21 protein-coding genes are annotated in these 19,038 nt (G+C 71.1%); 10 read left to right on the top strand and 11 right to left on the bottom strand.

All coding sequences use genetic code 11. The annotated features are described in order from the left end of the window. Nucleotides 1–54: 54 nt before the first annotated feature. Both ABZU43_RS17030 and ABZU43_RS17025 read right to left on the bottom strand, forming a co-directional pair. Nucleotides 55–1,116 (bottom strand): hypothetical protein, encoded by a 1,062-nt coding sequence (locus tag ABZU43_RS17030; RefSeq protein ID WP_355007460.1) that lies wholly within the window; start codon nt 1,114–1,116, stop codon nt 55–57. Then, on the bottom strand, nt 1,113–1,682 hold the full coding sequence (locus tag ABZU43_RS17025; protein ID WP_355007459.1) for an RNA polymerase sigma factor: 570 nt from the start codon (nt 1,680–1,682) through the stop codon (nt 1,113–1,115). The genes ABZU43_RS17030 and ABZU43_RS17025 overlap by 4 nt, the downstream gene beginning before the upstream one ends. A 169-nt stretch (nt 1,683–1,851) precedes the next feature. Here ABZU43_RS17025 and ABZU43_RS17020 point away from each other — a divergent pair, with 169 nt between their 5' ends. Beyond that, entirely contained in the window at nt 1,852–3,027 is a 1,176-nt protein-coding gene (locus ABZU43_RS17020; protein ID WP_355007458.1) for a low temperature requirement protein A, read from the top strand. Between the two features lie 104 nt (nt 3,028–3,131). On the opposite strand, the gene ABZU43_RS17015 is transcribed toward ABZU43_RS17020, so the two are convergent. After that, nucleotides 3,132–3,680 carry a helix-turn-helix domain-containing protein gene (locus ABZU43_RS17015; protein WP_355007457.1) on the bottom strand — a complete coding sequence of 183 codons (549 nt, stop codon included), beginning with the start codon at nt 3,678–3,680 and terminating at the stop codon, nt 3,132–3,134. Nucleotides 3,681–3,792: 112 nt separating this feature from the next. Between ABZU43_RS17015 and ABZU43_RS17010 the strand changes: the two genes are divergently transcribed. Continuing rightward, the gene (locus ABZU43_RS17010; RefSeq protein WP_355007456.1) at nt 3,793–4,737 is read left to right on the top strand and encodes an NADP-dependent oxidoreductase; all 945 of its coding nucleotides are present in this window, start codon (nt 3,793–3,795) and stop codon (nt 4,735–4,737) included. Nucleotides 4,738–4,740: 3 nt separating this feature from the next. On the opposite strand, the gene ABZU43_RS17005 is transcribed toward ABZU43_RS17010, so the two are convergent. Continuing rightward, nucleotides 4,741–5,685, bottom strand: coding sequence for a polysaccharide deacetylase family protein (locus tag ABZU43_RS17005; protein WP_355007455.1), 945 nt, complete (start codon nt 5,683–5,685; stop codon nt 4,741–4,743). Nucleotides 5,686–6,004: 319 nt separating this feature from the next. After that, nucleotides 6,005–6,199: a CsbD family protein gene (locus ABZU43_RS17000; protein WP_088989634.1), complete on the bottom strand. Its 195-nt coding sequence runs from the start codon at nt 6,197–6,199 to the stop codon at nt 6,005–6,007. A 156-nt stretch (nt 6,200–6,355) separates the two neighbouring features. On the opposite strand from ABZU43_RS17000, the gene ABZU43_RS16995 reads away from it, so the two are divergent. Next, nucleotides 6,356–6,967, top strand: a complete 612-nt coding sequence (locus ABZU43_RS16995) for a histidine phosphatase family protein (RefSeq protein ID WP_355007454.1) — start codon at nt 6,356–6,358, stop codon at nt 6,965–6,967. Here ABZU43_RS16995 and ABZU43_RS16990 read toward each other — a convergent pair. From ABZU43_RS16990 to ABZU43_RS16980, 3 genes are all read right to left on the bottom strand, one after another. Continuing rightward, nucleotides 6,897–7,403 (bottom strand): Lrp/AsnC family transcriptional regulator, encoded by a 507-nt coding sequence (locus ABZU43_RS16990; protein ID WP_112732312.1) that lies wholly within the window; start codon nt 7,401–7,403, stop codon nt 6,897–6,899. The two genes, ABZU43_RS16995 and ABZU43_RS16990, sit on opposite strands and share 71 nt — an antisense overlap. A gap of 107 nt (nt 7,404–7,510) precedes the next feature. Beyond that, nucleotides 7,511–8,653, bottom strand: coding sequence for an acyl-CoA dehydrogenase family protein (locus ABZU43_RS16985; RefSeq protein ID WP_355007453.1), 1,143 nt, complete (start codon nt 8,651–8,653; stop codon nt 7,511–7,513). Beyond that, nucleotides 8,650–9,759: a Xaa-Pro peptidase family protein gene (locus ABZU43_RS16980; RefSeq protein WP_355007452.1), complete on the bottom strand. Its 1,110-nt coding sequence runs from the start codon at nt 9,757–9,759 to the stop codon at nt 8,650–8,652. The genes ABZU43_RS16985 and ABZU43_RS16980 overlap by 4 nt, the downstream gene beginning before the upstream one ends. A gap of 202 nt (nt 9,760–9,961) precedes the next feature. Between ABZU43_RS16980 and ABZU43_RS16975 the strand changes: the two genes are divergently transcribed. Continuing rightward, a complete protein-coding gene (locus ABZU43_RS16975; RefSeq protein ID WP_355007451.1) occupies nt 9,962–11,329 on the top strand; it encodes a glycosyl hydrolase family 18 protein in 1,368 nt (455 codons plus the stop codon). A 65-nt stretch (nt 11,330–11,394) separates the two neighbouring features. On the opposite strand, the gene ABZU43_RS16970 is transcribed toward ABZU43_RS16975, so the two are convergent. After that, nucleotides 11,395–12,282, bottom strand: coding sequence for a winged helix-turn-helix transcriptional regulator (locus ABZU43_RS16970; RefSeq protein WP_355007450.1), 888 nt, complete (start codon nt 12,280–12,282; stop codon nt 11,395–11,397). 306 nt (nt 12,283–12,588) lie between these two features. On the opposite strand from ABZU43_RS16970, the gene ABZU43_RS16965 reads away from it, so the two are divergent. From ABZU43_RS16965 to ABZU43_RS16955, 3 genes are all read left to right on the top strand, one after another. Further along, nucleotides 12,589–12,816: a hypothetical protein gene (locus ABZU43_RS16965; RefSeq protein WP_355007449.1), complete on the top strand. Its 228-nt coding sequence runs from the start codon at nt 12,589–12,591 to the stop codon at nt 12,814–12,816. A gap of 61 nt (nt 12,817–12,877) precedes the next feature. After that, entirely contained in the window at nt 12,878–13,834 is a 957-nt protein-coding gene (locus ABZU43_RS16960) for a 5'-3' exonuclease (protein WP_355007448.1), read from the top strand. Nucleotides 13,835–14,012: 178 nt separating this feature from the next. Then, nucleotides 14,013–15,170 carry a low temperature requirement protein A gene (locus tag ABZU43_RS16955; RefSeq protein ID WP_355007447.1) on the top strand — a complete coding sequence of 386 codons (1,158 nt, stop codon included), beginning with the start codon at nt 14,013–14,015 and terminating at the stop codon, nt 15,168–15,170. A 12-nt stretch (nt 15,171–15,182) separates the two neighbouring features. Here the strand turns inward: ABZU43_RS16955 and ABZU43_RS16950 are convergent, their stop codons facing one another. After that, a complete protein-coding gene (locus ABZU43_RS16950; RefSeq protein ID WP_355007446.1) occupies nt 15,183–16,010 on the bottom strand; it encodes a hypothetical protein in 828 nt (275 codons plus the stop codon). Nucleotides 16,011–16,262: 252 nt separating this feature from the next. Between ABZU43_RS16950 and ABZU43_RS16945 the strand changes: the two genes are divergently transcribed. After that, nucleotides 16,263–16,469 (top strand): hypothetical protein, encoded by a 207-nt coding sequence (locus ABZU43_RS16945; RefSeq protein WP_007460667.1) that lies wholly within the window; start codon nt 16,263–16,265, stop codon nt 16,467–16,469. 78 nt (nt 16,470–16,547) lie between these two features. Here the strand turns inward: ABZU43_RS16945 and ABZU43_RS16940 are convergent, their stop codons facing one another. Continuing rightward, nucleotides 16,548–16,937, bottom strand: coding sequence for a helix-turn-helix domain-containing protein (locus ABZU43_RS16940; protein WP_355007445.1), 390 nt, complete (start codon nt 16,935–16,937; stop codon nt 16,548–16,550). Between the two features lie 68 nt (nt 16,938–17,005). Between ABZU43_RS16940 and ABZU43_RS16935 the strand changes: the two genes are divergently transcribed. Both ABZU43_RS16935 and ABZU43_RS16930 read left to right on the top strand, forming a co-directional pair. Beyond that, the gene (locus tag ABZU43_RS16935; RefSeq protein ID WP_355007444.1) at nt 17,006–17,887 is read left to right on the top strand and encodes an NAD(P)-binding domain-containing protein; all 882 of its coding nucleotides are present in this window, start codon (nt 17,006–17,008) and stop codon (nt 17,885–17,887) included. Nucleotides 17,888–18,049: 162 nt separating this feature from the next. Continuing rightward, nucleotides 18,050–19,009: a TIGR03557 family F420-dependent LLM class oxidoreductase gene (locus tag ABZU43_RS16930; RefSeq protein WP_355007443.1), complete on the top strand. Its 960-nt coding sequence runs from the start codon at nt 18,050–18,052 to the stop codon at nt 19,007–19,009. Nucleotides 19,010–19,038: the final 29 nt, after the last annotated feature.

The following is a 19,038-nucleotide window of genomic DNA, read 5'->3' as shown; positions in this document are numbered from 1 at the left end:
ACCGACGGCGGCGCCCCCAGGGTGGTCTTCCCCGGGAGGCGCCGCCGTCCTCCGTCACTGGCAGTCCAGGCCCTGGACATAGGAGGGCCGTAACGTCCCGGCCGCGATCTCGTCGGCGTACTCCCAGAACACCTCCGGCCAGTCGCCGGCCTTGTCCATGTCCCGCAGCACCCGCCACCCGTGGCTGCTCCGCAGCGCGTCGGCGGCCCGCCGCACCCCAGCCTCGTCCCCGCTCGACCTCGCCCGCCGCCACTCGGCGATCCACCCGCAACCCACCCGCGACGTCACAGCGGCCCCGAAGTGGTAGGGATCGTAGATGCCGACATCAACCAGGGCCGCGACGTCGAAGCCCGGCGGGAGCGGCACGTCCGCGAGCACCTCGCCCGCCCGCGCCAACGCCCGCTCCGGAATGACGATCTCCGGCGGAAGCGCACCCAACCACGTACGCGCATCCGCCCGGACCACATTCGCGAGGACCCGGGCGAACTCCTTCCGGGACCAGTCACCCCCGGTCTGCAACTCGACGAAGACCCCGTCACGGGGACGGAGCAACACCTCGAAGTCGCTGGCGGAATACTCGAACTGGTCACCCGGCCAGCCATCGACCTGCACAGCCTTCGGACGATTGACGTGGAGCCGGTCGGCGTAACGGTCGGCGTAACCGTCAGCCGGATACCAGTCGAACTCCAACTCGCGTCCACCGTTGCGAAACGTGATGGTGCCCGTCTCCTGGGTGAACCCGTACACGGTGGTCGCCTTCCAGCCGGGCCGGTTGATCAGCAGCCGCGGATTCTTCTCCGCGGCCCGCATCGCCACCGGCGAGTAGACGACCGGAGCACCGGTGCTCGGAGCGGAAGCCACCTGCCCGACCTCCCCGGGCTCGCCCGGCAGAACAGAGACGGCCAGGACACCGGCAAGGACCACGACGACCGCCGCCACACCAGCGAAGCGACGCACACTCGGTCGCCCTCGCGGAGGTACCACGAACCGATCGAGCGTCGACTCGGACATGATCTCCCCCAGGAGGGTCTGCTTCACCCCGTCGAGCTGTCCGACGAGGTCCAGCCTAGCGGGGTCAGCTTCCCGAACCAGCCGGTCAAAATGTTCCTCGGTCATCTCTGCTCCTTCCGGGTCGCTGCGGTCAGCACGTCGAGTACATGTCCAGGCGGCCCCAGGTCGTCACCGACCAGCTCGCGCAACCTGGCTCGCGCACGCGACAGCCGTGTCCGCACCACGGCGGGACCCACCCCCAGGACCGCCGCCACCTCGCGCGGCTGCAGGCCCTCCCACACGGTGAGCATCAACACCTCGCGGTCCAGCTCACCCAGACCCGCCAACGCCGCCCGGACAGCGAGCCGCTCGGGCACCTCACTGCCCGGATCGGCGGCCACCACGACGGCGATCTGCTCACGTAGCCGTTCACCCAACCGCTGCCGGCGAACCCCACCCCGGTGATGGTTGGCCAGCACCCGCCGGGCCACGCCGTACAGCCACAGCCGAGCTTCACCGTCGGCCGGAATGTCATGCCTGCGCCGCCAGGCGACCAGGAAGGTCTCCGCGACGACGTCGGCCGCGTCCTCGGGATGCGCGACGCGCCGCAGCGCGTACGCCAACAACGGCTCGAAGTGCTCAAGGTAGACGCGCTGGAAGCGGTCCTCGTAGTACTCAATGCCGGAGCTCACACCCACTCCATGTCCGGTGCGGCCCCAACCGTGACAGCCCCTCGAAACCCACCTCGCAACGCTCGGCCCCAGCAGCTGCCGGCACAGCCCACAACCACCCACGGCGCTCCCTCAGCGGAATCCTCAACCCGGGAACACCACACACCGCCGACGACTAGCGTCCACCACCATGAGACACCCGCGGCCCGCTCCCAACACGGGCCCCGGCGACCGGGTCACACTCGACGAAGTCTTCTTCGACGTCGTCTTCGTCCTCACCGTCACCCAACTGGCCCACGCCCTCGAAACCCACCTCAACTGGGCCGGTTTCGGCAGCAGCGCCCTGATCCTCGGCCTGCTCTGGTACCTCTACACCGGCTACGCCTGGCTCAACAACCGCCTACCACCGCGACAGAACACCACCAGGCTGCTGCTCTTCGCCGGCATGGCAGGCTTCCTCATCAGCGCCGTCGCCCTACCCGACGCCCTCACCGGCGGCGGCGCGCTCTTCGCCATCGGCTACCTCATCGTCGTCGCCGTCCACCTCAGCCTCTTTCTGCACACCAACGCCCGCAGCGGCGCACTGCGACTCGCCCCCTACAACATCGGCGCCGCGCTCCTCGTCCTCGCTGCCGCCGCGTTCACCGGCCCCGCCGTACCCGCACTCTGGGCCGCCGCCGTCGTCACCCAGTCCGTCCTGCCCTACCTGCTCCCCCGCCGCCTGTCCTGGACCGGCGTACCCGAGGCCTTCCACCTGCGCCCCGGGCACTTCGTCGAACGACACGGACTGCTCGTCATCATCGCCCTCGGCGAATCCGTCGTCACCATCGGCATGGGCGTACCCGCCGACCAGCTCACCGCCGCAACGGCCACCGCGATCGTGCTCGCCCTCGCCGTACCCGTCGCTCTGTGGTGGACCTACGTCGCCGACACCCGACCCGCCACCGCGGCCCTGGCCGCCGCCAGCCCCGCCGCCCGCAGCCAGATGGCCGCCCGCACCTACGTGTTCCCGCACTTCCTGCTGCTGCTCGGCGTCATCGCGACAGTCGCCGGTCTCCACTCTGCCGTCGCCCGACCCGACGAACCGGGCACGGTCGGCGCCGCTCTCGCCCTCGGCGGTGGCGTCGCGCTCTACCTCGTCGGCATCGCCGCCGTACGCCGCGCCCTACGCCTGCCCATCCCCCCGGCCCGACTCGCCGCCGCGGCGGCGGCACTGGCCACCGTCGCCATCGGCGTCACCCTGCCAGCGACCGTCCAGCTCGTCACCACCATCGCCATCCTGGTGCTGATGCTGGTGACAAACGCCCGGCGGGCCACCCACCGCGCTGACGACGAGAGGGCATCCCTCGAAGCGGAACGAGCGTAAGGCCCCGGTTGCCCGGGCCGGCTCAACCCTCGACCGGCACCTCGGACACCGGCGCCGACACCAGCCCTCGCTGTCGCAAATCGGCCAGGATGTGCGGCAGCCAGTCAGGCGCTGATACCCGCTAGCACCAGATCGGCGACCCGACCGATCACCCGGGCACTCGTCGCCGCCGGCAACCGCCGTAGCGACGCGATGGCCAGCAGGCCGGCGCGGACGTCGTCCACGTCGACGCCCTCGCGCAGCACACCCGCCGCCCGGGCCCGCACCACCAGCACGTTCAACGCCTGCGCGTGCTCCCGCCGCTCCCGCTGAAACGCCGCACCCACCTCACCCGGCCCCAACAACGCCTCGTTGAGCGCCCGATCATGGATCTGCCGCTCAGCGAACTCGCGCACCACCCCCGACAGCGCCCGCCACGGGTCCGGATCGTCGAGCGCGCGGCGCATCTGCACACCGCAGTCGTCCACCCGCTCGGCCAGGACCGTCGCCACCAACTCCGTACGCGTCGGAAAATGCCGGTACAGGGTCGCCACACCCACCCCCGCCCGTCGCGCCACCTCCCGCATGGGCACCTCGAGCCCCGCCGACGCGAACGCCTCCCGTGCCGCCGCCACCACCCGATCACGGTTGAACCGGGCATCGGCACGCTGCATCTGAGACATCCCCGACCAACCACCCTCTCACTTGACCCCGCAGCGGAACGCCTGCTCCGTTTCCCGCCTACGGTACGACTACCACCCCGTCAACCAGGCAGAGGAGCCCCTGATGTTCGCCGTGCAGTACGACCGGTTCGGCGGTCCCGAGGTACTCCACCTCGGCAGCACCGACGCGCCACAGCCCCGGGCCGGCCAGATCCGCATCCGCGTCCAAGCCGCCGGTGTCTCCCCCGTCGACATCGGCCTGCGCTCCGGCCGCACCCCGATGAGCGCCCAACTGCCGTTGCCGCACATCCCCGGCGTCGACGCGGCCGGCATCGTCGACGAGATCGGCGACGACGTCGACGGGGTCACCCTCGGCGACCATGTCTTCGGCATCGTCGAGCTGGCCAGACTCGGCGGCGCGAGCGCACAGTCCGCGGTACTACAGCTCTGGGCGCACAAACCCAGCGCCATGCCGTGGGCCCAGGCGGGCGCGGCGGGCACCAGCATCGAGACCGCCACCCGGGCCCTCGATCTGCTGCACCTACGGCCCGGGATGACGCTCCTCGTCGACGGCGCCGCCGGTGGCGTCGGCAGCACCGCCGTCCAACTCGCCGCCGCCCGCGGAGTCCATGTCATCGGCACCGCCCGCGCCGACAACCACGACTTCCTCCGCCAGCTCGGGACGACACCGGTCACCTACGGCCCCGACCTCACCAACCGCCTCGACGCCCTGGGCGTGACCCGGATCGACCGCGCCCTCGACGTGGCCGGCGCCGGGTCCCTGACCGAACTGCTCCACCTCACCGGCGACCCGACAGCGGTGCTCACCCTGGCGGACTTCACCGCGCCCACCCACGGCGTCCGCCTGTCCATGGGGCAACTGGCCGGCGAACCCGACGGCCGCCACGGCCTGCCCGCCGCAGCCGAACTGTTCACCGAGGGCCGCTTCGGGGTGCCAATCCAAGCGACCTTCCCGCTTGAGAAGGCGGCCGACGCGCACCACACGGCCGAGCACGGATCCCGCCGCGGAAAGATCGTCCTGACCGTCGACGACGTGCAGGAGAGCTGAGCCTCAGCCCCTGGCCAGCACCTCGGACAACGGTGCCGGAACCAGCCCTCGCTCCCGCAACCCCGCCAGAATGTGCGGCAGCGCCTCATCGGTCATCGCCGCGTTCGCCTCGGTCACATGCATGATCACCACCGAGCCGGGGCGAACGTGGTCCAACACCGCCCGCACCAACGGCTTCCACGCCGTCGCGAACGGATCGCCACTGACCACGTCCCCGTCGACAACAGTCACGCCCAGCGGCGCCAACGCGTCCAACGCCGCCGCGTCGTGGCACAACCCGGGAAACCGGAAGTACCGGGTCTGCCGACCGCCGTACGGCGCGATCACCTCGAACGTCTTCGCCACATCGCCGGCCAGCTCGTCGACCGGCAACCGGGGCAGGTCGTAACAGTCCGCCGTGAACGCCGCGTGCCCGTAGGTGTGGTTGGCCAACTCGAAGCGCGGGTTGCCGGCGATCCGCCGGGTCACGTCCGGATACCGCTGCACCCACTTGCCGGTCAGGAAGAACGTCGCCGGCACCTGCTCCCGCTCCAGCAGGTCGAGGATGCGCAGGTTCGCGTACGACTTCACCCGGCCGGCCCGCAGGCTGGCCAACATCCCGTCGGTCATGTCCGCGTCGAAGGTCAGCGCGACCTTGGCACCGGTGCGCGGCCCGTGATCCACCACCCGCGCCCTGGTCCCGATGGGCGCCGCGCCCGGCACCGTGGCAACCACCACCGGCGGCGACGAGACGCTGGCCGACGGCACCTCCGGAGTAACACCCGTCGACGGCACCGCCGAAGAGGCACCGGCCGACGGCGCACCGGCCGGGGTGGACGAGGCCGACGACCCGACGAAGACGGGCCGGTCCGGCGGCGGCACCCGGGACGCCGTACACGCGGCACCACCGACAACGGCCACCGCCGCGAGTACGCCACACCACAACGGACGAAGCCGACCCCGAATCACGCCGCCGATCATCCCAAACGCGAGCCACCCTCACTGCCCCGCCCGCGCCCGCTGCTTCGCCGATCTTGCACTTACGGTCGTCGGATTGAGCGGGATGCCCCAAATGCCGCAACAGAAAGTGCAAGATCGGCGAGGCGTGAGGGCTGGGAAGGCCCTGGGAGCGTCGATCATGGGGTTGTGGTGCCGGGTTTGGGTAGTCAAGGGTGCTTGGTCCCCCACCACAACTCCATGATCGACGGAGCAGGGGAGCCAAGACAGGAACCGCAGCGCGACGGGTCCCCGGGCGACGGTGCGCCCGGGGACCCGTGGACCGCTCAGGTCACTTCGTGAAGGAGTCCTTCACGTTGCGGCCAGCGTCCTTAACGTTCTGACCGGCCTGCTTGGCGCGCGCGTCGCTCTGCTGGCTGGCGCCCTCGCCACGCATCCGCTCGTTGTCGGTCATGTCGCCGACGCGCTCCCTCGCGGCGCCGGCCATCTGCTCAACCTTGTTCTTTGCCTTCTCGGTGAAGCTCATCGCGCCTCCTCGGTCTGGCGGTTGTCCTGGCTCGCTTGCCCGGTCTCCGGGTGCCGAAACCGGTAGTGTCGGTCGGTACACCCGCTAAAGCATCCTAGGAAGATAGGTAGTGGGAGGTCGGCTGTCGGCACCGACCCACGATGGTTAACTGACCGCATGGGAGAGCTCCTGCTGATCCGGCACGGCGAGACCACCTGGAGCGCCAGCCTGCGGCACACCTCGTACACCGACCTGGAGCTGACCCCCGACGGCGAGCGACAGGCCCGCACCCTGGCGGCTTTCCTCGCCGGCCGGCGCTTCGTCACAGTGCTGACCAGCCCCCGCTCCCGGGCGCTGCGCACCGCGCAGCTGGCCGGGCTCACCGTCGACGCCGTCGACGAGAACCTCAGCGAGTGGAACTACGGCGAGTACGAAGGTCGCACCACAGTCGACATCCACGACGACGATCCGCACTGGAACATCTGGACCGACGGCTGCCCCGGCGGGGAGTCCCCCGCAGAGGTGGGCGAACGGCTCGACCGGGTGCTGGCCCGCGTCACCCCGCTACTCGACCGCGGCACCGTGGCGCTGGTCGGGCACGCGCACAGCCTGCGGGTGCTCGGTGCCCGCTGGATCGGCCTGCCCCCGTCCGCCGGTGGGCGGCTACGCCTGGACACCGCCACTGTCAGCGCGCTCGGTCACGAACACGGCCGGCAGGTCATCCTGCGGTGGAACCAGCCGGCTCCTCCGGCACCCGGGACCGCGACCGACTCGGTGCCGCAGAGCTGATCTTCGGCGGCCGGTTCTCGTACGGCGTGGACAACACCACTGTCGTCCGGGTCGTGACGTTCGCCGAGGTGCGGATCTCCTGCAGCACCCGCTCCAGGTCTGTGGGGCTGGCCACCCGCACCAGCAGCAGGTAGAAGTCCTCCCCCGCCACCGAGTAGCAGGAGTCGATCTCCGGCAGGTGGGCCAGCCGCTCCGGGGCGTCGTCCGGCTGCGACGGATCGAACGGCCGGATCGCCACGAACGCGGTGAGCGGCAGGTCCAGCGCCTCGAACGACACCCGGGCGGCGTACCCCTTGATCACCCCACGCTGCTCCAGCCGACGGACCCGCTGGTGCACGGCGGACACCGACAGCCCCACCCGCTCGGCCAGGTCGGTGTACGACAGACGGCCGTCGGCGGTCAGCGCGGCGACGATAGCGCGGTCGATCTCCTCCACGGCGTGCAACCTACCGGGAAAACCGTCGCACGGCGACGAGGTACCCGAGTGGCGGACCGCGGTGGGCCGTGACGCACCCACCGCAGCCCCACCACCACGTACCGTTGTCAGCTCTTGGCGAGTGCCCGGGAGATCACCATCCGCTGGATCTGGTTGGTGCCCTCGACGATCTGCAACACCTTCGCCTCACGCATGTACCGCTCCACCGGGTGGTCGGCCACGTAACCCGCACCGCCGAGCACCTGCACCGCGTCAGTGGTCACCCGCATCGCCATATCGGTGGCGAACAGCTTCGCCTTGGCCGCCTCGATGGCGTACGGCCGGCCGGCGTCACGCAGCCGGGCCGCCGCCAGGGTCAGCGCGCGGGCAGCGGAGATCTGGGTGGCCGCGTCGGCGAGCAGGAACCCCAGCCCCTGGAAGTCGATGATGGAACGCCCGAACTGCTGCCGCTCCCGGGCGTAGGAGACCGCGTAGTCCAGGGCGGCCTGGGCCAGCCCGACCGCGCACGCCGCGATGCCCAGCCGGCCGGAGTCCAGCGCGGACATCGCGATGGTGAAGCCTAACCCCTCGCCGCCGATCAACCGGTCGGCCGGCACCCGGGCCTCGTCGAAGGCGATCTGCGCGACCGGGGAGGCGCGCAGCCCCATCGTCCGCTCGGCCGCCTGCGGGGTGATGCCGGCCGTGCCCGCGTCGGCGAGCAGACAGGAGATCCCCTTCGGACCGGGCCCGCCGGTGCGGCAGAAGACGTTGTAGAAATCGGCGGTGCGTGCGTGGGTGATCCACGCCTTGGTGCCGGAGACCAGGTACGCGTCACCGTCGCGATCCGCCCGGGTGGTCAGCGCCGCCGCGTCCGAGCCACCCTGCGGCTCGGAGAGGCAGTACGCGCCCAGCAACTCGCCGCCGAGCATGTCCGGCAGCAGCTTGCGCTGCTCGTCGCTGCCGAACGCCGCCACCGGGTAGCAGGACAGGGTGTGCACGCTGACCGCCTCGGCGACAGCGAGCCAGCGGCTGGCCAGGATCTCCAGGACCTGCAGGTACACCTCGTACGGCTGGGCCGCGCCGCCGTACTCCTCGGGGTAGGGCAGGCCGAGCAGGCCGGCGCGGCCCAGCGTGCGCAGCACCTCGCGGGGGAACTCGGCGCGTTCCTCGAAGGCCGCGGCCTTCGGCGCGAGCTCCCCGTCGGCGAGCTCGGTGGCGAGACCCAGCAGGTCGTGGGCCTCGTCGGTGGGGAGGATCCGGTCGACAGTCATAGCGCGATGAGCTCCGTGGGGGTGGTGTTGAGCCGTTGCACGCCGTCCGTTGTGCAGACGACGATGTCCTCGATGCGGGCGCCGTGCCGGCCCGCCAGGTAGATGCCCGGTTCGATGGAGAACGCCATGCCGGCGTCGAGGGGTCGGTCGTTGCCGGCCACCAGGTACGGCTCCTCGTGCCCGTCCAGACCGATGCCGTGACCGGTGCGGTGCAGGAACGCGGGACCGAAGCCGGCGGCGGCGATCGGCGCGCGGGCCTCGGCGTCGGCCGCCGCGGCGGTGATCCCGGGCCGCACCGCCTCGACCGCGGCGCGTTGGGCGTCGCGCAGCACGGCATAGTAGTCCAGGAAGTCGGCCGGTGCCGACCCGCCCGCCAGGTAGGTGCGGGTGCAGTCCGAGCGGTAGCCCGACGCCATCGTGCCGCCGATGTCGACCACCACCGGCTCGCCGACGCCGATCGGCCGGTCGGAGGTGCCGTGGTGCGGGCTGGCCCCGTTGGGTCCGGCCGCCACGATGACGAAGTCGACAGTGACGTGTCCGGCGGCGCGGATCGCCGCGGCGATGTCGGTGGCGACCTCGACCTCGGTGCGACCGGGGCGCAACCACTCGCCCATCCGCAGGTGCACCTCGTCGATCGCCGCGCCGGCCTCGGCGAGCGCCGCGATCTCCGCCGGGGACTTGCGGATCCGCAACTCGCGCAGAACCTCCCCGGCGAGCCGTTGCGCGGCGTCGGGCAGCGCCGCGCGCAGGCCGAGAACCTGCTCGGCCCACATCCGGTCGGCGAGCCCGACCGCCGCGACCGGGCCGTCGAGGGCGGCGACGACCAGGGGGTACGGGTCGGTGCCGTCGACGTGGTCGACGATGCGGACGCCGGTGTTCGGGGCGGCCTCCGCCGCGGGACGTTCCAATCTCGGCACGATCAGCGTCGGCTCACCGTCGGCGGGCAGCACCAGGCAGGTCAGCCGCTCCCCCGCGTGGGCGTCGTACCCGGTCAGGTACCGCAGGTCGGAGCCGGGTGTGAGCAGCAGTGCGTCCAGGCCGGCGGCGGCCGTCGCTCGCTGCGCGGCGGTCAACCGATCCGGCGGATACAGCTCGTCGATTCCCACCCCGCCAGCTTAACGGTCGTTTGGGCAAACCCCCTATCTGCACCGGATGACCGGAAATCCATAGGTGTTGATTGACTCAGACAGTTAACACTCTTTAAGATTTGGCTGCCTCGAGGCCCACCCGTCCCTGCGTCCCCGCACCGCCCGCCCGCGACAACCCTGCGCGGGCGGGTGTCGTCCCCCGCCCACGGGAAGGCCCCCGATGTCCTCACCACTGCGCCGCGTCCTTGCCGCCGGCCTGCTCGCGCTGGCTACCGCCGGCGCCACCCTCACCGTCATTCCCACCGCCGCGCAGGCAGTGGTGCTGCCGAACAACTTCAAGAGCGTCGGCTACATGCCCTCCTGGGCCGGCAACATCAACACGATCCAGTACAACAAGCTCACCCACATCAACTACGCCTTCGTCCTGCCCAACAGCAACGGCACCCTGCAAGGGGTGGACGGGGCCCGGCTCTCCTCGCTGGTCTCGCAGGGGCACGCCAACAACGTCAAGGTCTCCATCGCCGTCGGCGGCTGGAACGACGGCAACGACTCCGCCTTCGAGGCGCTCGCCGCCAACACCACCAGCCGCACGAACTTCGTCAACAACCTGATCAACTTCGTCAACCAGTACAACCTCGACGGCGTCGACATGGACTGGGAGTACCCCGACCCGGGCGCCTCGGCCAACAACTACACGGCGCTCATGACGCAACTCGGCAGCGCCCTGCACAGCCGCGGCAAGCTGCTCACCGCCGCCGTGGTCAGCGAGGGCGGCAGCGTCCAGGGCGTCCAGACGGCCGTGTTCAACCAGGTCGACTGGCTCAACATCATGGCCTACGACGGCGGCAGCCCGCACGCCAACTACGACTGGTCGATCAACGCCATCAACGGATGGAAGGCCCGCGGCCTGCCGGCCAGCAAGGCCGTCCTCGGCATCCCGTTCTACAGCCGCCCCGTCTACTACAACTACTCGTACCTGGTCGGGCTCGACCCGGCGAACGCCAACCGGGACTGCGCCACCATCAACGGGTCCCAGCAGTGCTGGAACGGCATTCCGACAGTGAAGCGCAAGACGCAGTGGGCCCTCGCGAACGCCGGCGGCGTGATGAACTGGGAGCTGTCGCAGGACACCAGCGGCTCGACCTCACTGCTGAGCGCCATGTACGACACCATCATGGGCGGCACCACCCCGCCGCCGACCGGACGCACCGGCCGGATCACCGGCATCGGTGGCAAGTGCGTCGACGTGGCCTCGGCCAGCACCGCCAACGGAGCCGCCATCCAGATCTGGACCTGCAACGGCACCAACGCGCAGACCTGGACGGTCGCCAGCGACAGCACGCTGCGCGCCCTCGGCAAGTGCGCCGACATCACCAGCGGCTCCACCGCCAACGGCGCGAAGGTCCAGCTCTGGGACTGCAACGGCAGCGGCGCCCAGGTCTGGCAGGCGCAGTCCAACGGGACGCTGCGCAACCCGCAGTCGAACAAGTGCCTCGACGTCACCGACAACACCTCCGCCGACGGCGCCCGGCTGCAGATCTGGGACTGCTTCGCCGGCGCCAACCAGCGCTGGACGCTCCCGGCCTGACACCGCGCGCACAGGCTCTCCCCGGACCAGCCTGGCTCGCAGGGCCCCCGGTCGGCGCGTAGGCGTCAGCCGGGGGCCCCGGCGTGCTCAGCGACCAGGTCGAGCATCTCCTGCACCGAGCCGGCCGGGTCGGTGACCGGGAACTGCACGGCCCGCACCACCGCCGTCGGGTCGACCAACAGGGTCAGCCGCTTGAACCGGGTCACCCCGCCCGCGCGGAACACCGGCAGCAGCAGCCCCGCTCCGAGCCGCCCGTCCTGGTCGGACAGCAACGGGAAGGGCAGTTCGGCGTACGCGGCGAAGTCGGCGAGCTGGTCGGGCCGCTGGGTGCTGATCCCGTACACCCGGACACCGGCGGTCACGAAGTCCGGATGACGCTTGGCGTAGGTGGTCGACTCCAGTGTGCAACCCCGGGCGCCGGGAATCTCCGCCCAGCCGGGCGGATGGCCATGCATCCCCGGCGCGTACGCCCCGGGGAACAGGTAGAGGACCGTCCACCCGTCCGTCGCGGTCACCGCCACCGGATGCCCGTCAGCGGCGGGCAGGACGACGTCGGGCAACCGCCGACCCACCAGGTCGCGCACCCGGCGCGCCTCGGCCGAGTCGGCGTCGGCCGTGGCGGTCACGTCACCGTCACCCATCAGATGCCTCGTTCCCCAGTCCTGCAACGCGATCAGCACCGGCAACAGCCCCTCGCCCTTCCGGGTGAGCAGGTAGTCGTACCGCGGTGGGTGTCGTGAGTACGGCCGGCGCTCCAACACGCCGTGCTCGACCAGCGCGCCGAGGCGTTCGGTCAGCGCGCGTCGGCTGACGCCCAGCTCCCGTTGCAGCGCGTCGAAACGGGTCGTCCCGCCAGCGACGTCACGCACGATGAGGAACGTCCACCAGTCCCCCAGTACGCCGAGCGCCTGCGCGATGCCGCAGTCCGCATCGGCAAGATCTTCTCGCCGCACCCGCTACCTCCGTTACCCCGTTCCGACTATAGTCCGTTTCAGGTTGGAACGGACTGGCTCGGCGAACGGGGGACGGCGACGCGCACGTCGACGAACGGGCCGGGTGTTCTGGCGCTGGCGGGCCGCCGGCACGACCAGCACGGTCGGGTCGGCGGTGCGCGCGGTCGCACTGCCCCTGACCGCGCGCACCGTCCTGGGCCCCGTCCGCGTAACAGCCCGCACCGTCGTTTGCCGGCCCGGCGCGTCCCCACGGCCCTAGCCTGGGATCGGGGTGCCCGTGCGGGCGACCTGACCGGGAGGACCGACGTGGCAGGGAACCAGACGAACCGGGCGGCGACCCGCCGTCGCCGCCAACTGTGGGCCGGAGTCCTCGCGCTCGTCGGCCTGGTCCTGCTCGTCATCGGCGTCACCGTCGCCGACGGCATCGCGGCCTGGGTCGAGGTGGTGGTCGCGATCCTGCTGCTGGTGACCAGCTACGTCGTGCAGCACCTGGCCCGCCGGGACACCGTCTACCAGCCCGACGAGCGACGCTGACACCACCACCAGCGGCCGGGCGTACCCCAGATCGTCGGACGGTTGTGCCAGGCTGTCCGGCGTGGCACACCGACCCCCGATCCTGCTGATCGACTCAGCCAGCCTCTACTTCCGGGCCTACTTCGGCATCCCGGAGTCCGCCGCCAGGGCCGAGGACGGCACCCCGGTCAACGCGGTGCGCGGCTTCCTCGACATGCTCGCCACCCTGATCCGGGTGCGGGGCGCCGATCGGATGATCTGCGCACTGGACTACGACTGGCGCCCGGCCTGGCGGGTCGACCTGCTGCCGTCGTACAAGGCGCACCGGGTCGCCCCGCAGGGCGGCGAGATCGTTCCGGACACCCTCTCCCCGCAGGTGCCGATGATCCTGGAGGTGCTGACCGCGGTGGGCATCACCGCTGTCGGCGCGACCGGCTACGAGGCGGACGACGTGCTCGGCACCCTCTCGGTGACCCAGCCCGGCCCGATCGAGGTGGTCTCCGGCGACCGCGACCTGTTCCAACTCGTCGACGACGCCCGACCGGTCCGACTGCTCTACGTCGGGCGCGGCGTCGCCAAGCTCGACGACTGCGACGACGCCGCCGTGCGGGCCCGCTACGGCGTGCCCGCCGACCGGTACGCCGACTTCGCCGCGCTGCGCGGCGACCCGAGTGACGGGTTGCCCGGGGTGGCCGGCGTCGGCGACAAGACCGCCGCCCGGCTGATCGAGCGGTACGGCAGCATCGCCGGCATCCTGGCCGCGCTCGACGACTCCGACTCGTCCTTCGCACCGGGCCTGCGCGCCAAGCTGGTCGCGGCCCGCGACTACCTGGGCGTCGCGCCGACGGTGGTCCGGGTCGCCCTGGACGTGCCCCTGCCGGAGCTGCCCACCGCGCTGCCGAGCGCGCCGGCCGACCCGGACCGGCTGCTCGAGCTCGCCCAACGATGGAACCTGGCCGGCTCGGCCCGCCGCCTGGTCGACGCCCTCGCCGCCCCGCGCGGCGGCGAAAAGCCGTCGACATCCCCGCAGGCGGGGTGACCGCCCGGCACGACCCGGTTGGGGGACGAGCGGGTGAACGCGGGTTCCCGCGCTCCCCCGCTCGTTACCGTCCGTGAAGGTGGGCCGGACAGGTCCATCGAGTCGAGCGGTTCCGCAGGAGTAACCCGTGCACCTCCCCGCGCCGGAGCCCGGATCGCCACGGGCCATCGGTCCGCCGGTGCGCGATCCAGAGGGCCCGCGCCGGGTCACCCTCCTCGAACTCTTCTTCGACCTGGTGTACGTGGTCGCCCTGGCGCTCATCTCGCGGGGACTGGCCGAACGACTCGACTGGCACCGGGCCGCCGAGGCACTGATCATGCTGGCCGCCGTCTGGTGGACCTGGGCGATCACCACGCTGGTCACCGACCTGTACGACCCGGAACGCACCGAGATCAAGCTGCTGATCAGCGCCGTCATGTTCGGCGCGCTGCTGATGACCACGGCGATCCCGGAGGCGTTCAACAACCGAGGGCTCGTCTTCGGCGGCACCTACGTGGCGATCCACCTGGGGCGTGGGCTGTTCCTGATGCCGGCGGTACGCCGCGAACCACAGACCCAGCGTCGGGCCGCCCGCATCTTCGTCTGGTTCGTGGTGTCGGCGATCCCGTGGCTCATCGGCGCATTCGTCAGCGGAGACGCCCGGATCGTGTGCTGGGCCATCGCGCTCGCCATCGACTACCTCGGCTTCCGACTCGCGTACCCGGTGCCGGGTCTCGGGGTGGTGCCCGAGAAGCAGCGCAACGTCACCGCGGAGCATCTCTCCGAGCGCTACCAGCAGTTCTTCATCATCGCGCTCGGCGACGCCATCCTGACTATCGGCACCATGTTCAGCATGGAGCACACCGAGGCCGAGAACATCGGGGCCTTCGCTGTGGCGTTCCTGACCACGCTGCTGCTCTGGCGGATCTACGTGCACAAGTCCGGCGAGCTGCTGCCGACCGCCATCAAGGCGGCGGAGTCGCCCAGCAAGTTCCTGTTCAGCGCGCCGTACACCCATCTGTTGATGATTTCCGGCGTGGTCACCACGGCGGCCGGCTTCCACCTGGTGCTGCACGAGCCGACCGGACGGACACCGCCGGCCTGGCTGGCGGTGATCCTCGGCGGCCCGGCGCTGTTCCTGGCCGGCCGGGCCTCGTTCGAGTACGAGGTCTTCAGCCGGGTGTCGTGGTCCCGACCCGGCGGGGTGCTGGCGCTGCTGACCATCGCCCCCGGCCTGCTGTACCTGCCGCCGGTGTTCGCCTCCCTCGGTGGGCTGCTGGTCCTGGTCGGCGTTGCCTACGCGGACTTCCGGCGTAGCCGCGGCAAGCCGCCGGAGGCCCCGTCACCGCCGCACTGAGCCGCCCGCCAGCTACACCAGCGCCCCGGCGTACCCCCGGACCTGCAGTCGTTCCCGGGCACCTCCGGCCAGGCGCACCTGCAGGCCGAGCGGCGCGGCGGCGCGGCGGACATCGTCCACGTGCAGCGATCCGTGCCGGTCCACGGTGAGCACCGGCGGTTCTTCGAGGTCACCCTCCGGCGCGTGGAACGAGAGCAGGGTGACCGAGGTGGTGAGGTAGCCCGGGTACGCGGCGCGGGCGGCTGCCTCGTCCCGGTGGACCAGCACCACCAGATCGTCGAGGTGGGCGAAGTCGGCGGCGAGGGCGCCCGCCTTCCAGTGCGCCGGTTCCTCCGCCGCGCCGGTGAGATGCCGGGAGCGGTTCGCCGAGGTGATGTAGAGGTGATCCGTCCCGGTCTCGGCGAGCGCCCGCTCGAAGAAGGCGTTGGAGGGGCAGGTCAGCCCTGGTGCGATCACCTGGGTGGTCCTCATCCCCTGGTCGATCTGCGTGAAATGGTCGGGGAGCCGGTCGGCGGCCGGCCCACGGAAGCCGAACGGCCCGGCCCCGTAGAGGGCGTCCATCAGCGCCCGCACCCGACCGACCGGCAACCGCGGCGAGATCCGCGTCCAGTCGAACATCCCGGGGATCCGGCCGATCACCGTGGTGATGCTGCCGACCTGGTGGGCCGGTCGACCCTTGGCCAGGTTGACCCGGCGTACGGTGGCCGCGTCGGGGCGCGTCACGATGGCGTAGAAGTTGGCGAACGCCGCCGCGACGATCGCGCCGCCAGCAAGCGCGCGGGCCGCGACCGCGACGTCTTCGGGGCGGTCGATGTAGAGGGGCGGTGTCGGGGCGTCCATGAGTCCTCCTCGGCGGGGCCGTGAGGCAGTTCTACGTCCACTCACCCGGATGACGGCGAGGTCGGTCGCCGATCCGATAGCCGACAGGCGCTACCCGGTGCGGGCGGCGGATGCCCGGGCGGTACACAACGGCGGACGGCATCGGCCGGATGGGGGATCCGGCGGGGGTCCTAGCGCGCAACCGTTAGCCGCGCGACCTGATTGGGTACAACGGCTGCACCTCAGATCCACCACATACCTCAGGAGGCAGCGATGCGCGGCACCTCGATTCTCGGAGTCATCGTCGTGATCTGGTTGGTGATCGGCGCCATCGCCGGTGGCCAGCGCGGTTACTACAGCGGCGACGACACCAACTGCGCCGAGGCCGGCACCATCCTGGTCACCATCGTGGCCGGGCCGTTGAACTACATCGGCGCCAACCCGAAGGTCGACTGCAAGCTGCCCGAGCCTTCCAAGTAGGCAACAGACGTAGTCCGGCCCGTGCCCCCGCAGTGGGGCGCGGGCCGGTGCAGTTTTCGGCGAGGTCGCACCGGAGCACTAGCCCGACTCCTCCCCCGACCGTCGAACGGTCGACCGGTCGCGTCCCCAGGCGGCCAGCGGCTCGAGGGCGTCGTTGAGGCGCGTGCCGTCTTCGGTCAACGAGTACTCGACGCGGGGCGGCACCTCGTCGTGGGAGACGCGGCGTACGATGCCGTCCGCCTCCATCTCCCGCAGGTGGGAGGCCAGCACCTTCTCGGTGACCCCCGGAAGCAGTCGACGCAGCTCGCCGAAGCGACGTAGGGGGTGCTCGTGAAGCGCCCAGAGGATCAGCACCTTCCACTTGCCGCCGATCACCTCCATCGCGGTGTCGATACCGCAGGCGTGTCCGTCCGCGGTGCCCGGCCGGTTCACCGTCGCCATGCCCACCCCTCCGACCTGCTCGCTCACCCCCGGGTAACCACGCACTCCGAAGTGCGTACTTGATCACCTGGTGGGCGATGACCAGCCTAATCGGCATGGAACCGAACACTGTGGAGAAGCCGTCCGTCACGATGCTGGGACTCGGCGCGATGGGTACCGCACTGGCCCGCGCCTGGCTTGCCGCCGGCCACCCGCTCACCGTCTGGAACCGCACACCGGCCCGCGCCGCCGCGCTCGCGCCCGAAGGGGCAAGGGTCGCGGACAGCGCTGCTCAGGCGGTCGCGGCGAGCACCCTGGTCGTCGTGTGCCTGCTGGACGACAGCTCGGTCGAGGAGGTGCTGGCCGGTGTGGACCTGACCGGCCGGGATCTGGTCAACCTGACCACCAGCACCCCGGCCCAGGCCCGCGCCCGCGCGGCCTGGGCACGCCGACACGGCGCGCGTTACCTGGACGGTGGCATCATGGCCGTCCCGCCGATGGTTGGCGTTCCGGAGGCCGGCGGCTACGTCTTCTACAGCGGCTCGCGAGCGCTCTTCGAACGACACCGCACGACGCTGGGCGTCCCGGTCGGCACCACCTACGTGGGCGAGGACGCGGGCTTCGCGGCCCTGCACGACGTGGCTCTCCTCAGCGCCATGTACGGGATGTTCGCCGGGACCGCGCACGCCTTCGCCCTGATCCGTCGGGAGGACATCGACCCGACGGCGCTCGCCCCACTGCTCGCCGACTGGCTCGTCGCGATGATCCCGACGGTTCGGCAGACCGCCGACCAACTGCGCAGCGGGAACTACACCGACGGAGTCGTCTCCCCTCTCGCCATGCAGGTGGCGGGCACGCCGACCTTTCTGCGCACCGCCGAGCAGCAGGGCGTCAGCCCCGAACTGCTCCGCCCCTACTTCGACCTGATGCGCCGCCGCCTGGCGGAGGGAGGTGGTGAGGAGGACCTGACGGGCGTCATCGATCTGCTGGTGCGCTGACGGCGTGCGGTGGCTGGAGGCCGGTGCTTGGTGCTTGCGGTCGGCCACCGCACGCCGCCTAAGGCATCCTAGGAGGCTGGTTTGCAGTCCTGCGGCGTTTGTCCACGCCGGGGCCGGGAACGGCCGATGCCTCAGTCGGCGAACGGGATCGGGAGTGTGGGCATGCAGATCGGCTACAAGCTGGCCGCAGAGGGGTACGGCCCGCAGGAGATCATCCGCCAGGCCGTCCTTGCCGAACGGGCGGGCTTCGACTTCGTCGAGATGAGCGACCACTTCCACCCGTGGCTGGACGCGCAGGGGCACTCGTCCTTCACCTGGAGCGTGCTCGGCGCCATCGCGGCCAGGACCAGCACCCTGCGCCTGGCCACCGGGGTCACCTGCCCGACCGTCCGCTACCACCCGGCGATCATCGCGCAGGCCGCAGCGACCATGGCGCTGATCTCCGACGGTCGGTTCACCCTCGGAGTGGGCGCCGGCGAGCGGCTCAACGAGCACGTGGTCGGGCAGGGCTTCCCCAGCGTTCGAGGGCGACACGAGCGACTACGCGAGGCGCTGGAGATCATCCGGCTGCTCTGGCAGGGCGGCTACCAGTCGTACGAGGGCCGGCACCTGCACCTGGAGGACGCCCGCATCTTCGATCTGCCGGACACCCTGCCCGTGATCGCGGTGGCGGCCAGCGGCGAGGTGTCGGCGCGGCTCGCCGCCGAGTTGGGCGACGGCCTGTTCGCCACCGAGCCGGACGCGTCGATCGTCGAACACTACCGACGCGCCAAGGGTTCGGGCCCGCGCTACGCCGAGGTGCCACTGGCCTGGGCCACCGACGAGCAACGGGCGGTGCAGGCGGTGTTGCAGACGAGCCGATGGATGGTCACCGGTTGGAAGGTGATGAGCGAACTGCCGAACCCGGTCAACTTCGACGCGGCCAGCGCGTACGTCGAGGAGAAGCACATCCGGCAGCTCTTCGCCATCGGCCCGGACCCGGAACCCCACGTCACCAAGGTCCGGTCGTACGTCGAGGCCGGCTTCGACCACATCGTCCTGCAGAACGCCGGCCCCGACCCGGACGGCTTTCTCGACTTCTTCGCCGGCGACCTCTCCGGCCGCCTGCGCGCGATGGGTTGACGCGCCGTGACCCTGCGCGCGAGGGGTTA

It is taken from the genome of Micromonospora sp. NPDC005205 (assembly GCF_040608275.1).
Lineage (GTDB): Bacteria > Actinomycetota > Actinomycetes > Mycobacteriales > Micromonosporaceae > Micromonospora.
The sequence above is the reverse complement of the archived record's forward strand: the minus strand, read 5'-3'. Positions and strand labels throughout refer to the sequence as shown.

What these genes read in the sequence shown, in the direction of transcription:
- ABZU43_RS17020 (WP_355007458.1), top strand. Translation starts at nt 1,852, where the DNA reads ATGAGACACCCGCGGCCCGCTCCCAACACGGGCCCCGGCGACCGGGTC.
- ABZU43_RS16930 (WP_355007443.1), top strand. Translation starts at nt 18,050, where the DNA reads ATGCAGATCGGCTACAAGCTGGCCGCAGAGGGGTACGGCCCGCAGGAG.
- ABZU43_RS16995 (WP_355007454.1), top strand. Translation starts at nt 6,356, where the DNA reads ATGGGAGAGCTCCTGCTGATCCGGCACGGCGAGACCACCTGGAGCGCC.
- ABZU43_RS16975 (WP_355007451.1), top strand. Translation starts at nt 9,962, where the DNA reads ATGTCCTCACCACTGCGCCGCGTCCTTGCCGCCGGCCTGCTCGCGCTG.
- ABZU43_RS16935 (WP_355007444.1), top strand. Translation starts at nt 17,006, where the DNA reads ATGGAACCGAACACTGTGGAGAAGCCGTCCGTCACGATGCTGGGACTC.
- ABZU43_RS17000 (WP_088989634.1), bottom strand. Translation starts at nt 6,199, where the DNA reads ATGAGCTTCACCGAGAAGGCAAAGAACAAGGTTGAGCAGATGGCCGGC.
- ABZU43_RS16950 (WP_355007446.1), bottom strand. Translation starts at nt 16,010, where the DNA reads ATGGACGCCCCGACACCGCCCCTCTACATCGACCGCCCCGAAGACGTC.
- ABZU43_RS16985 (WP_355007453.1), bottom strand. Translation starts at nt 8,653, where the DNA reads ATGACTGTCGACCGGATCCTCCCCACCGACGAGGCCCACGACCTGCTG.
- ABZU43_RS17015 (WP_355007457.1), bottom strand. Translation starts at nt 3,680, where the DNA reads ATGCAGCGTGCCGATGCCCGGTTCAACCGTGATCGGGTGGTGGCGGCG.
- ABZU43_RS16945 (WP_007460667.1), top strand. Translation starts at nt 16,263, where the DNA reads ATGCGCGGCACCTCGATTCTCGGAGTCATCGTCGTGATCTGGTTGGTG.
- ABZU43_RS17010 (WP_355007456.1), top strand. Translation starts at nt 3,793, where the DNA reads ATGTTCGCCGTGCAGTACGACCGGTTCGGCGGTCCCGAGGTACTCCAC.
- ABZU43_RS17030 (WP_355007460.1), bottom strand. Translation starts at nt 1,116, where the DNA reads ATGACCGAGGAACATTTTGACCGGCTGGTTCGGGAAGCTGACCCCGCT.